This is a genomic window from Flammeovirga yaeyamensis (genome assembly GCF_018736045.1).
Lineage (GTDB): Bacteria > Bacteroidota > Bacteroidia > Cytophagales > Flammeovirgaceae > Flammeovirga > Flammeovirga yaeyamensis.
Genome location: NZ_CP076132.1, coordinates 313360 through 328620, shown reverse-complemented (window position 1 = coordinate 328620; position 15261 = coordinate 313360). Strand labels below are relative to the sequence as shown.

General features: G+C 36.8%; 4 protein-coding genes. All 4 read right to left on the bottom strand.

Translation table 11 applies throughout. The features are described from left to right. Positions 1-81 precede the first annotated feature (81 nt). A complete protein-coding gene (locus tag KMW28_RS01225; protein ID WP_169664830.1) occupies positions 82-5724 on the bottom strand; it encodes an Ig-like domain-containing protein in 5643 nt (1880 codons plus the stop codon). 236 nt (positions 5725-5960) lie between these two features. Further along, positions 5961-10040, bottom strand: a complete 4080-nt coding sequence (locus KMW28_RS01220; RefSeq protein ID WP_169664831.1) for a hybrid sensor histidine kinase/response regulator transcription factor — start codon at positions 10038-10040, stop codon at positions 5961-5963. 371 nt (positions 10041-10411) lie between these two features. Then, the gene (locus KMW28_RS01215; RefSeq protein ID WP_169664832.1) at positions 10412-11935 is read right to left on the bottom strand and encodes a SusD/RagB family nutrient-binding outer membrane lipoprotein; all 1524 of its coding nucleotides are present in this window, start codon (positions 11933-11935) and stop codon (positions 10412-10414) included. An 85-nt stretch (positions 11936-12020) separates the two neighbouring features. After that, on the bottom strand, positions 12021-15152 hold the full coding sequence (locus KMW28_RS01210) for a SusC/RagA family TonB-linked outer membrane protein (protein WP_169664833.1): 3132 nt from the start codon (positions 15150-15152) through the stop codon (positions 12021-12023). Positions 15153-15261: the final 109 nt, after the last annotated feature.

Sequence of the window (15261 nt, the reverse complement as noted above, 5' to 3'; positions counted from 1 at the left end):
TTCCATAAGATCTAAGTCTACATCAAACAAAAAGACAATAATGCATCGCTTACCATTTTAAGATAAACGATGCTTTTTTTATTATTTGATTTGAATTTTGAAATACTCATGAATATCACTTCCGTGAACGTTCATCAAGTAGATACCTGATGGTAATTGACTAACATCAAACTTATCACCTGATTGATAATTTATGACTTTACTGATCAATACCTTACCATTCATATCGCTTAGAATAAACTCATAGCGACCATTCTTTAGATTGTTGAATTGAACCACATCATTGGTAGGCACTGGATATACTGAGATTTTATTTTTCAAATCATCTAATGATGATAAGATTTCTGCTGTTACCGTTACATCAACAGTGGCGGTGAAACTTCCATCTTCTGTAGTGACAGTTATTGTAGCTGTTCCTACTCCTTGGGCAGTAAGTAAACCTAACTCATCTACTGTTGCCACATTTTCATCTGATGATGTCCATGAATGCTTCTTATTCGTTGCATTTTCTGGTGCAATTGTCACCGATAATCGATGTGTTGCACCTTCTATTAACTCTAATGCATTATCAGATAAAGTTATACCTGTAACCAATATATCCTTGTTTTCTTCTTCACGTTCATAGACTGTGAATGCAATTTTATCCGTTAAATCGCCTGCTTCTGCTGTAGCAATCACTTCAGCATTACCTATACCTACTGCAGTTACTTTACCGTTAGCATCGACAGTCACTACATTTTCATCTGTAGAAGACCACATCACTTGACCTGTACAACCACCTGAGTAATTTAAAGTAACATTTACGTTAAAGTCATCACCAACAAATAGATTTTGATCTTCTTCTACTATACTGATACTTGTTACTTCACAAGGAGCTGCCAAGGCAGTTTTTAGAAGGATAATTTTATCCATATTCCATTGCCAATCGTGTGTACCTGAGGCATCAATTCTTAAAACATAGGTTCCATCCGTATCAATTTGTATAGAACCATCTGCTTTTAGTTCTTGATAATCGTCCCAACCTCCGTTGTTTGGAACTGGAGTCACAATAGATTGTTCGTTTAATGTAATAGTTACCTCTGCATCGTCTGATGGTGTTGAAATTAAGTATTTCACTTCGTAATTACCTGCTCCCAACTGAACATCAAATTCAACATAGTCTCCTGCATTTACCCAATTGATGCCAACCCCCTCGGCTCTATTTACGCCAAATGGAACGTTGCCATCATCGAATGTTCCTCCTGTTCTATCGAAGTCTTCGGCTTCTATTACGATTTCCTCTGCTGGAGCTGCAACTGACACTGTAGCTACACCCATTACCGAGTTATCAGCTTCTGAAGTTACTGTAATATCTACAGACTTCCCTGCCGAACCATCTTTCGTTTGAACCAAGCCATTTGCATCCACAGTAGCAATGCTTTCATCAGAAGAACTCCAAGTTACATTGGCATTACATACGCCTAATGGTAAAACTTCTGCCACCAACTGAATTGATCCTCCTTCGGATACCATTCTGTTTGCAGGTAAAATATTGATCGCTGTTGGTGCAGGTGCTTCTGTAACGGTTAACTGAATAGTTTCTTCTCCCAATTCTGTTGTTAATCGAATGATCGTTGACCCTGTAGTTACTCCCGTAAGCTCTCCACTTTCACTAACAGTAGCAATTGCATCATCATCTACCGACCATTGAACTTGTGTTGGATCACAAGCTGTTACAGGTACTTTTGTAAACGATAACTGTACTGTTTGACAAGCAGTGATTGACATATCATTGTCCATAGTAATTGATGTCAATTCCTGACAAGATACGTCACCACCGAATTGAAGTTCGAAATGTTCCAAATTCCACTGATAAGTAGTCGAACCTGATGCCACAACTCCAATTTCATGTATTCCAGCGGAAGTGATATTTACTTTTTGAGCCAACTCGTACGGTTCAAAGTTATCCCATCCGTTATTGTTAATTACGGTGCTTCCTTGCAACTGACTATTGACATACATCTCTAATTTTGCATCAGCTGCTGCTGTTCCAGCAAAGAAGGTAGCCGTATATTCTCCTGCTGCAGGGAAGTAAACAAAATACACTACATAGTTTCCTGTTTTTACTGCGTTAATACCTTTCACTCCTGGAGTTGGCTCGTAGATACCTAATTCATCTCCAAATTTTTCATCAAAATCTTCTGCTTCTATGTAAATCGTTTTTCCTACAGATACATCCAAAGAAGTAGAAACCGAAGGATCCGCTACAGAAGTAGCTGTAATTGTCACTGTTCCTTCATCAGCTCCGGCTGCAACAAGTCCGTTTTCATCAATACTCACTAAGCTATTACTTGCTGACCAAGTTACCTTTTGTGCATTTGTGTATTCTGGAACAAAACCAATAATTTCAATTGGTAATGTACTATTTGGGAATATTGCTGTTCTTTTGGCTAACAATATTTCTGTTGGACTTACGATTACTTCTGCATCCTGACAAGTTATTGTAATCACTGATGTTTCTACAGAATTATCTGTATTTGCTACGCCTTTCACTTCGGCTGTTCCTGCTTTCAATCCAGTGATGATACCATTTTCTATCGATATAATATCTGCACCAGAAATAATTTCCCAAGTGACTGTTTGATCAAATGCATCTTGAGGAGTCACTTTAGCTTCAATTGGTAGTGTTTTTCCTACTTGAACCGTTCTTAACCAATCTTTTGCAACAATAGAAGTTGGTAAAATTGGAGAAGTTACACTCAACATGCTTTCACAAGTAGATAATGTCGAACTTCCATCTAGCAAGGTTAATCGTAGAGTATAATCATTGCCTATCTCAGCCAATTGATCTAACTGAAGCGTAACAGTCATAAATTGTTCGCCATTTTTAGTCATCGATACTTCGGCATCACCCAATACACTCATCCCTTTCAACAATTCCGCTTTTAAAGTTCTACCTGATAAAGCATTTGCAGAAACATTAAATATATATTCATCATTACCTATTAAGGCCTCGTCGTAGTCATAGCAATACACTGTTTCATTACCATTGATCATCACAGTAACTTCCACTTCGTCAGTAAATACAGTTCCTCCATTTTCAGTATCCACCACAGTGGCCATAATTGTAGCAGTTTGACCGATGACTAAACCAGAAATTTTACCTGTTACATGATCTACCATCACAACATCCTCATCTGAACTTGACCAAACCACATCATAATTTGCAGCTGCTTCTGGCAATACGTTTACCGTTAAAGGTGTAGTGATATTGACCATAGTTTCAAAAGTTGCTCCTTGTGCGATTGCAATTTCTGTAATTGGTGTAGATTGATATGGTACAGCTGTTACAACAATAGATTTTGTAAATGATCCATCTTCTGATGTGGCCGTAATAGTTACCTCTCCAGCATCAGCAAGGGCTGTTACATTACCAAACTCATCAACTGATACACTTGATGCATCTGAAGAAGTCCAAACAATTTTCTTATTTGTTGCATTTTCTGGAGTGAATGCTACTTCCAAAGCTTCTGATTTACCATTCATCAAATCAAATGCTGTATTGGTAATAGAGATGTCCGTCAATGCCACCAAATTTGTAGGGTTCGATGAACGAGCTGGAGCAGTTGACATATCATATACTTGCAATGATACCGTTGTATAAGTCACTTTATTCCCATGAATCTCTATAGTCACTTCATTGTTTTCCTGTAAATATTCTATTGGAACATCCACTTCCATTGTACCGAACCAGAAGTTTCGAGAATCTTCATATTCGCCTCTCCAATCGGTATCATAATCTAAATTATTTCCGTTTACAGTGATGTAAGCTGGTACTAATGCATTTTCTGGGAATTTACCTGAGAATCTCAATGTAGCTTCTCCGCTTGCAGGCACAACCACACCATTAATGTTTGTCGTCATTGGTGTACGACCCGGTACTTCTTTTCTAAATAATAAACCACCAATTGATGTTGTTTCATTATTTAGTGCCACACTCATATATTTCTCTTCCTTAGAGGTTTGATCAAGAACCACGTTTTTATCAAAGTGATAAACTAAAATTACTGTACCTCCACCAGAAATTGTCAACGATCCTGGAGCGGTGTTTAATCTAGTTTCGTCTAATGCTACACCACCTGTCGTTCCTATATTTTCATCAAAATGCATGTATCTTTTCTCCACAAACTGAACCTTGCACGCTTGTGTATCAAAAATATTTAGATCTACTGTTGCTTCATCAAATTGCAGGTTATTGACAATAAGGTAGACTTTATTGTTTTCCACATAAGCATCTACTTGTATGTCTCTATCTGTGGCTTTTGTATCAATACGAGTACCATCCACATCTCTCCATAGTTCATACCATTTCACAAAATCTGACCATACCCATTCACAAGAAGCATCATATGCTTCGCAATTTCTATCGACTCTGTCCATTAAAACAGAACCATATCTAGTTGTCACATTACCGTTGGCATCTCTAACATCACCCCACTCTGCTTTTACCGGAGCAAAAGGCATTGAGTACACCACATGAGAAGGACGTTCTAAGAATTGCATGAACATCCCATTGAAAGGACGAAGATTTTCCCACGCTTTTCTTTCCATTTCCTGATCATTGATCCAACCCGAAACAGCACCAAACTCCGATAAAACGATGTCTTTTTTCTTTCCGAATTTTTGGATATCGTACCATTCCAACATATCCAACATAGCTTCAACATGTCCTCCTGTTCGTACCACGCCTTTACCTCTTTCGCCTACTGACCAATCGTAAATATGAATACCGTAGAAGTCCATGTTGTCACCGCAGTTATCAATAAACCCTTGCCACATCACGTCCCATTGGTACCAATCGTCAGTTCTGTAATCGTTTACCGTTGAGGTCGTCATTTCTTGTAAGTACGGCATAAGATCGTCAGAGAACCATTTTTCATATTGGTCATCGGCTACTCTATTGATACCATCTTTCCAATAGAAATCGTGCATACCCCAAGTCATACCACCAATTTTAGGTGCTTTAGCTCCTAAACGGTTTTTTACTCCTTCTGCTACAAGGTTATGGTATTCCCAAAGCTTTTCTTGGCTCGATGCATAGATCCAACTTTTACCACCTACCATCATTTCCATATCAGGTTCGTTAATTACTTCCCAATAGTGTGGTAGTGGCTCGCCTTTTTCTCCAGGTGATTTAGCAAAATAGTGATCCAAATATTCCGTCACCCATTCTGCAGAAGTTTCTATTTCTAATGATTGCCAACCATGCCAAGTTTTACCTCTTGGGCTCCAATCTAGTGTTGGATATGTTGGGTGAGGATTTGTTCCCTGAATCATGAAACCTTTCCCTTCGTATTGTTTCGCATTGAGTTTGCTTTCGTGCCAATTTTTTAACTCTTCTGCTTTCAGCATCATCGCAGAAACGTCTGGCTTGTTAGGTCGGTTAGGGTCTTGTGGAGTATCAGAAAATTTCCAGCTTGCTGCTCCATTATCTCTACCCCAATACACATCAAGATCATTAATAAAATAGTCAAGTTTGTCTTCCTGTCCATCCCAATCTCTTTCTGTTGCCGCTGAGTGAACAGTAATGTGTCTATCTCTTCCAAAGTCTGATATTCCTTCTACAGAGTGCACCATATTTAGGTTCACATCCACTTGTACGTTTTGAGCCGAAACTCCCATAGATAAGAAGAACAGAGAGAAGGATAAAACACTTGTCAAAAAAGTCGTTTTAATCTTCATCATAACACTTCATTTCAAATAAAAATACTTCGATTAGTTGTATGAAAAATGAGTGATTTGGATGTAAAAAAGAGTAGTACCATAGCTGAAAAAAATTTTATCATCCAAACGTTTTTCATCACACTCAAACATAGTAGGATAGGCGTTTTTTCTGCCTAGGTATTTGATACCAATGAGGTAGGTATTTACACTTTAAGTGTATATTTGACTCATTTTGATATAATTACAATAGTTTAGCTTTAGTTTTCCTTTTTTAATGGGCTTTCTTTTCTTGTCGCTTCTTGTGCAAATTCAGAGGGACTTACTCCAAACTTTTCCTTAAATCTTTTTCTAAATGTACCCAGATCTGTATAGCCTACTTGCCAAGTGACTTCTGAGATATTGGTATTGCCATTTCTAAATAATTCTGCTGCATGTTTTAAACGGACATTCCTTATAAAAGCAATGGCTGTTTCCCCTGTTAATGCTTTAATTTTTTTATTTAAATGATTTCTCGAAAGTCCATATTCTACTGACAATTTATCTACGTTAAACTCGGTGTTATCTAAGTGATTTTCGATGATTGAAAGTACCTTTTCTAAAAACTCTACATCCGGTGGTGTTTTGGAAATAAGTGAAGGATTGATCTTGATTTCTTTATCAAACTTTTCAATCAAACGCTCTCTATTTTTGAGGATAGAAAATACGATAGAATACAAGACATTTTGATCAAATGGTTTGGACACATAAGCATCTGCTCCTTCTATCAATCCTTCTACCTTGTTCTCGTTGGTACTTTTTGCCGTTAATAATACAATTGGAATATGGGATACTTTGATATCATTTTTAATGGTATGCAACATTTCGAGACCATTCATATTGGGCATCATCACATCACTAATGACCAAATCAGGCTGATGTATGATACATTTTTCGTAGCCCTGCTGTCCATCCTCCGCTTCAATTACCTGATGATATTCGCTAAATAATGATACGACCACTTCTCTCAATTCTTCATTATCTTCTACAATCAAAAAGGTATATTTCTTCTGTGTCGGCTGCAGTATATTTTGGACTTTTTCTATAGAAAATGGGGATGAAAAATCACCGGTATCTTCCTCTTTCTTCAACTCCAGATCTAAAGTCCCTTCATTGATTTTTGGTAATAGCACTTTAAATGTGGTCCCTTCATCTTTCTTGCTTTCTACTTCTATCCTCCCATTGTGAAGATCTACTAAGTTTTTAATCAGATTCAGCCCAATACCCGTACCGCCCCTGAATAGCATATTCTTATTGGTCCTTTGAAAATACCTTTTAAACAATTGCTTCTGATCATCCTCCGCGATACCTATTCCATTATCAGTTACTCTGATCGATAGCTTATTCTCCAAAGATTCCATTTCTAAAGTCACCTCACCATTTTTAGGCGTAAACTTTAAAGCGTTGGATAATAAATTATTGATAATCTTTTCCAAACAATCTGGATCAAACGACATCATTAATTCCTCAACATTTGCCTTAAAGTATAACTGAATTTCTTTACTCTCGGCCAAAGGCTGAAAGCCATCAAAAATATTTTTCACAAAACGGATACTATCCATCAATTGCATGGAGAGTTGAATTTTATTTTGCTCTAATTTTCTAAAGTCCAATATCTGATTCACCAATCGCAACATTAAATCGGCGTTGTATTTAATTATTTTCAATTGATGTTTCTTGTCTTCCTCTGTCAATTGTGCCCCATTAATTAGACGGTCTATAGGAATAGTAATAAGTGTTAGAGGCGTTCTAAACTCATGAGATATATTGGTAAAGAACCTCAATTTAGATTGTGCCGCATCTTCTGCGTTCTTTTTTTCCAACTCTGCAATAAAGACTTCCTTTTTCTGTTTTCTAATTCGATTATAGATGGTAAATATCAAACTGCATATCAAAACGAAACTGATGATATAAATACCAATCGCCACATTGCTTAACAAAGGATGTTTCGAAATGTATATTTTTAATGTAATTGTTTGATCCGACCACGCCTCTTCGCTATTCGCCGCATTTACCTTTAGAGTGTATGTTCCCGAAGGTATGTTGGTGTATTTCGCTTGTCGACTATTGTTTCGAGTTGGTGTCCATTCCTCATCAAATCCTTCTAAGAAATACCTAAACTTTACTTTATGATGATTATTGAATTGAAAGGCTTCAAAAGATAAACTAAAGCTATTTTGATCGTGCTTTAGGTAAATTTCCTTGGTATGCTCAATACTATTCTCTAAGATCACTTGATGTTCATATTTAGTATTGGGTACAATGGTTTCATTTAGAATTTGAAGCTCCGAGAAATAGATTTGTGGTCTTCGAGTATCTGACACTATTTGATCAGGATAAAAGGCATTCAAACCATTTACTCCTCCAAAAAGCATCTGACCATCTTTTCTGGTGAAACTAACCAAGTCTTCAAATTCATTTGCTTGTAAGCCGTCCGACTGAACATAATTGACAAATTGATTGGAACGTGGTTGATATTTTATCAAACCATGATTACTACTCAACCATAAATTCCCTTCGCTATCTTCTTCGATCGATTTGATGGAATTACTTGATAACCCATCTTCTAATGTAATCGAATTGAATCTTATTTTTTTGTCCTTAATCTCATCAAAATAAATTAAACCACCTCCAATCGTTCCCATCCAAATTTTCCCATCTTCCGCTTCAAAAATCTTTAATAGGTATTCGTTGGATAAGTCGACTACTGTTTTCCCCTCTTTATAATTGAATACTTTCGGGTGATGTTTCTCTAATTCATCAGCGAAAATGACATTCAATCCTTTGTCTGTGCCCACTAATAAGTTGCCGTTTTTATCAATGAGTATGCTTCTAATAATATCTGAGGTTAACCCTCCATTTTTAGGATTGGAATCAAATTTTTGAGCACTTAGAATTTCTCCATTCTGATCAGTTTTGATCCTCCATAATCCTTCATTATAAGTCCCTACCCACATTATTGAATCATTTTGTATTTCGATATCAAATACAAACCCCAGCTTTTTTGCAAAAGGAGATTGAGGCAACAATTCCATCGTATTTGGATCTAAGGCGATTAAAAAAGTGGGAAAAGTAGTGCCTAACCACAGCAATCGTTTTCTTAATTCTGATTGAGGAAGGTGTTGTTCAGCAATGGCATATACCCTATTATTTTCGTCGGGATAGTTTTTTATAGAAATCTGACCAAAACCGTTTTCATAGTTGTAATTGTTTTCATTGATCAAATAGTTGAGACCTCCTACCTCTGTTCCTATCCAGAGGTTTTGCTTACTATCTTCGAAAATGGCCTTAATATGATCATCAAATAACGACTTTTTATTTGTTTGTTGATAATGCTCAAAAAGTTGTGATGGAGGAGAAATACAATATACACCACCACCAGTTGTAGCTACCCAAACTTTTTCATCATCTAAAATAATTGAAGTAACTGGGTGATAAGACCGCCCATTATTACTTGTCGTTTTATAGTGCTTGATGAGGGTTAAAAATTGGTACTTTTGCACTTTATAAGCAAATACTCCTTTTCTATTTCCGACCCATAAAATTCCATCTTTGTATGCAATAGTATGTGCCGAATTCGCCGTAAGACCTCTTAACCGAAATCCCCCAGAATGATTTACTACACTAGAAATAAACTCACCAGAAGTTATCATTGTTGAATCACAATAGGTCATATCAGAGACATTTCCGGGGGTTTTATCGTAATCAATCTGATGCAAATCTTGATGATTGTTTTTCATCTTGAACAACCCCGAATTAAGTCCTAACCATATATGATTATCTTTTCCTTTAAATATTTTTTGAATGACTACTTGATGTCGGGAAGAATCAATTTCTGATAAAAGAATAGATGACTGATGAATAATTTTATCGTGATGATCATCTAGCTGAATACGGATCAATTTATCCCAATTGCCTATCCAAATCGTTTGTCCATCAATTAAAAAAGAAGAAATATCGTTGGTTTCAATCTTATAATCTGATTCACTATCCATAGTATAATTGACAAACCTTTCTTTTTTGATATCTAATTTTGAAAGGCCTTTACCAAAAGTGGATACCCAAATATTCCCCCATTTATCCTCCGCAATTTTTCGGGTCATATTACTTCCTATAGCATTGTCCGATTTGCTAACTCTATATACTTTACTGTCGAGACCATTATAACGTACCAATCCATCTGAGGTCGCTAACCATAGAAAGCCCTTTGAATCTTTAAATACATCTCGAATATCCAATTGAGATATATCCGATACTTTTTTAATCTGATAATTTAGTTCATGGGTAGAATTGGCAAGCAATCTCTTATTTATTGATAAAAAAAGGAGGACAATAAAAAGCAGTAAAATAACTGGAAGATTCGTTTTTCGACTGATATAGATGAAGGAATTGGTAATCATAAGTAAAAGTTTGCATCGCTTATTTTAGATGGTGTTCGTAAACCTATTTTCAACTTGTTTATCAAGGAAGTATGGTGAGATTAAAATAAGTGTCAACTGAACAACTGCAATATGGGTAAACAACTGATGTTTTGGGGTAAAATTCCCACTTTGTTCATTTATTGTCTAGTAAAAACAAAAGGATATAAAATAAAAAACACAGGCAGGAGTAAGATATACTCCTGCTTGTGCATCATTGTCCGTTATTATTATTCAACTTAAAATTTTCGATCTTACTTTGTCCACCAGAAATTTTGTGGCATATTCTGAGCGGCTTGCATGTTCTCTAAGTTTGTTGCTGCTTCAGATGCTGGGTATTCGATTTTCCATTGGTAGAAATCATCGAAACCACCATCAGTACCTTGTGATGTTTTCTTGTAATCTACGCCTGGAACGAAGATCGTTCCGAAGAACAAATCTGAATTTCTTCTTACTTCTGCATATGCTTCTGGTCCGTTACCAATCAAACCGATCCACTTTTGCTTTAAAATTTCAGCTTTAGGATTCGCATCGAAGTTAGACTTTACAGATGCCCAGAATGCAGGGTAATCCGTCTCAACGTCAGATCCTAAGCCATAATACTCTAAAGAAAGGTTGATACCTTGAGTGAAATATTGTAACTGCATTGCAGCATCAGTGGTATGTTCTGCTCTTAAGAAAGCTACTTCCATTGGAGTCGCTACCATTTCAGGAGTATCATAACCACCAATATTAGTTCTATTTGCAGCAAAAGCTGGGTGCTTAGATGTTGTTAAATCCTCACCTTGCATCGTTTGAGGCTCAAACCAATCATAAACAGTTACTGTTCCATCCTCTTCTTCTATAGAGTTCACAAAAAATACTGGTAAACGAGGATCATCGTTAGTTACATCAGTATCTTTTTGGTTCATTGCATTTAGAATTGCTTGAGAAGGGAATGCACCACCCCAATCGAATGAGAAAGCATCACCGTTAGAAGCTAGACCCCAGATATCACCCTCACCTGTGAAAGGAATCAATGCGATTTCTTCGTTTGTTTCGATCAATGGAGCGTTAAGTGATTGAGTCACTTTTGCATCATCACCTAAACGAGTCGCTAATCTTAAACGAAGAGTGTTAGCTAATTTTTGCCACATCAAATGATCTCCACCGTATACTAAATCAGCTTCACCAAATGAATTACCAGCAGTACCTAATACTTGAACAGCGTTGTCCAATTTTGCAATCATATCTGCATAGATTGCCGATTGCTCATCATACTTAGGCTTCAACATATCTTGCGTCAACGATTCACCAGCCTCAGCTGCAGCATAACCTTTTCCTGCGTTGAAATAAGGAACGTGTCCATAGATATCTGTAATACGGTGTGCATTAAATACTTTCCATACATCTAGCATTGCTAATTTTGCTGGATCCGCATCGTCTGCTGTTACATCTTTAATGGCTACTTCCAAGTTACCCACGATCTTTACGTAAGACTTGTTCCAGTATTCACCTACCCAAACAGGACCACTACCAGTTAACCAAACTCTTGAGTCGCCCCAAGCACCGATGTAGTGCATACCAATTTGTCCTGTAGTCAAAGAGTTTAAACGAGAAGTCTCGTGACCCACACCCGATACTGCCAATTGAGCAAAAGTAAATGTTTGTGCCGGTGTTGGCTTAGAAGGGTTATTAGGGTTAGTGTTTAACTCTTCGAAGTTGTCAGTACAAGACGCTGCACCAATAAGTACAGATCCTGCTACTAATATATTTTTAAGAGATTTGCTAAAATTCATAATTCTCTAATGTTTCTTGTGATAAATGATGTTGAAGTGGGTAAGACAGCCATTTTAACTGCCTTACCTATCCTACATTAATCTATTAGAATTTAAGGTTTAAGTTGAAACCGTAGCTTGCTGTCGAAGGAAGTGCAGCATACTCAATTCCTAACATACCTCTTGATACAATCGATTCTGGATCGATACCGTCCATTCCATTGTAGAAGAACATTAAGTTTCTACCTACGAATGATAATGAAGCTTGTTTCACGAATACTTTCTCAGTCCATCTAGTTGGAAGGTTATAACCTAAGCTTAATTCTCTTAATTTCACATAAGAAGCATCTGTTACAAAGTCATCCGCTACGTTATTCTGACCAACTTGACGGTAATATTCTTGTGTATCCATTAATTGTTCTTGACCGTTTGCATCTACAACTTTAACACCACCTGCATTTCTTTGCTCTGCAGTTAATTGGTGGTTACCATTTTGGTGCATAGAGAAGTTAGAGTAAGAGAACATATCACCACCTACTTTAGCATCAACAACTATGTTTAACATGATGTTTTTATAAGTAAATGTGTTAGTGAAACCAATCATGTAGTCTGGAGTGATGTTACCTAATGAAAGCATTCCGTTACCTGTCTCATCAGCATCTAACATGATATTGCCATCCTCATCTAATTGAGGTAAACCATTTGCTCCTCTTACTAATTTTGCTCCTTTGATTTCACCGTAAGGCTTACCTACTTCAGCAAAAATGTTTGCTTCACCTCTTGCAGATCTGTTTAATAAGATCTGAGTTAAACCTTCCTCTTCGTACAATTCTTCTAAAGTGTTATTGTTCTTAGTGAAGTTCACACCCATGTTCCAGTTAAATCCTGAAGGTTTTTTGAATACATCAGCAGTTACTAAAACCTCAATACCTTTGTTTCTCATCGAACCTTGGTTGATTACTACTGAATGTGCACCTGCTGTATAAGGAAGTGATACTGGAATTACTTGATTACTTGTTACTGCATTGTAGTACGTAATGTCTACTCCTAATCTGTTATTTAAGAATTTCAAGTCAGCACCCAATTCGATTGAAGTAGTTTTCTCTGGCTCGATATTCGGATCTACAAGACCTACAAAGTTGTCATCACCTCTATTGTTAATCGATCCAATAGAACCTGCTGGCTGACCATTAATTACATCTTGAGTAATTACAGAGTAATTTAATGTTTGAGAGTAAGGATTAGGATCTGAACCCACTTGTGCATATGATGCTCTAACTTTACCAAATGTGAAGATCGACTCATCTACGTTCATCATCTCAGAGAATGCAAATGCACCAGTGATTGATGGGTAGAAGTAACCACTCTTGTGAGTTGGTAATGCAGAAGACCAGTCGTTTCTTGCTGTTACATCAACAAATAACATGTTTTTGTAAGCAACACTCATTTGAGCATATAATGATTGAACTTCTTTCTCTGTTAAGTGCTCTGTAGTAGAAGTACCTCCATCAGCATTATTGAAGCTATACCAATCTTTTTCTAACAATGCATTCGCAATTGTTTGATTGTGTACTACTCTTTGCTTTAATAAGTTACCACCTGCTAAAACATTGAATGATAATTCGTTATCAAAATCCTTCTTGAAGTTTACTAAGAAGTCTGTGTTTTGCTCTTGTACGTTATACAAGTCTTTTGACAATCTTCCTGGAGGGTGATATACATTTTGTCCTTTTGGAGCTGTCTTATATCTTTCGTGCTGCCAAATATCTGCAGTGTGACGTAGTTGGAAACTTAAGTTTTCAGTAAGGTCATATTTCACTGAACCTAAAGCAATTACTCTGTTTTTCTCATCCCAGTTTGGCGATTTGTTAATCGAGAAATAAGGGTTAAATACAAATGGAGATTCAGTATAGTTGTAGTGCTCACCGTCTCTTAAGTAATTGTTCTGAAGATCTGAATTACGAATAGATCTTGGCATTTGGATAAACGTAAACATTGGGTTTTCCATTGTTTCAGCCATATAAGGTCTGTTGTTACCCTTTACATTTACATAATTTACTTTTGTGTCGAAAGTGAATTTTTTGCTTCTTAAACGACCTCTCAAACCTAAGTTATTTCTTTCGTAAGAACTTGTTGGAATGATACCGCTGTTTTGAAGGTTAGCATATGACATTCTGAAATCTGCATTTTCTGAACCACCAGATACTGCAATTGAGTTAGTCATTGTAGAACCTGTTTGGAAGAAGTCATTTACGTTATCAGGTTGTGCAGTGTATGTTGATTGGTTTCCAGTCCAGTCTACATAAGACTGACCGTTCATTCTTGGACCCCAGCTAGAACCAGAAACTTCTGGATTTCTAATTTCATCTGGATTAGGAATGTTTCCGAAAGTACCGATACCATATTCATTTTGGAATGATGGCATTACTAATGGATTTTCAAAAGTAAAGTTACCGTTGTATTCTACGCTAATACCTTCTTTTGCTTTACCTGTTTTAGTAGTGATAACGATTACACCACCACCTGCTCTAGAACCGTACAATGCAGCTGCAGCAGGACCTTTTAACACTGATAACGTTTCGATATCGTCAGCGTTAATATCACCGATACCATCACCATAGTCGATACCACCGTCCCAGTAAGAACCCTGAGCTGAGTAGAATGAAGAGTTATCGATTGGCACACCATCAATAATATAAAGTGGTTGGTTAGAACCAGTTAAAGATGAGTTACCTCGAATAACTACACGAGAAGATCCACCCGCACCAGCTGCAGTTTTAGTAATTTGTACACCTGCAACTTTACCAGATAAGTTGTTAATTACGTTTGGTTCTTTAGCGATAGCTAAATCATCTCCTTTTACCTCTTGAACAGAGTACCCTAATGCTTTTGTCTCTCTTTCCATACCGAAAGCAGTAACTACTACTTCCTCTAATTGTTCTGCATCAACTTCTAGAGAGATATTGAAGTTGCTTTGATTACCTACAGGTACTTCCTGTGTAACGTAACCTACATAAGAGAATACTAAAGTAGCACCCTCTTGTACCGATAAACTAAATTTACCGTTAAAATCTGTAGTTGTACCAGTAGATGTACCTTTAAGTAAAACGTTTACACCAGGTAAACCGTCGGACGATCCCGATTCTGTAACTACACCCTCTATAATTTTATCTTGAGCGAGGGTTACATTTGCTAGTAAGAGCAAACTTGATAAAAGTGTTAGTAGTCTGAATTTCATATTGAACTGAAGGTTAGATGAACAGACGTGTAGATCAGAGTAATATTTGTTATTTTTGATCCACAAAACGAAGGAAACACTCCTTCGCAGTTTCTTGATATCGTAAATG

Excerpts from the sequence above, each read along its gene's own strand:
- KMW28_RS01225 (WP_169664830.1), bottom strand. The coding sequence starts at position 5,724 with ATGATGAAGATTAAAACGACTTTTTTGACAAGTGTTTTATCCTTCTCT.
- KMW28_RS01210 (WP_169664833.1), bottom strand. The coding sequence starts at position 15,152 with ATGAAATTCAGACTACTAACACTTTTATCAAGTTTGCTCTTACTAGCA.
- KMW28_RS01215 (WP_169664832.1), bottom strand. The coding sequence starts at position 11,935 with ATGAATTTTAGCAAATCTCTTAAAAATATATTAGTAGCAGGATCTGTA.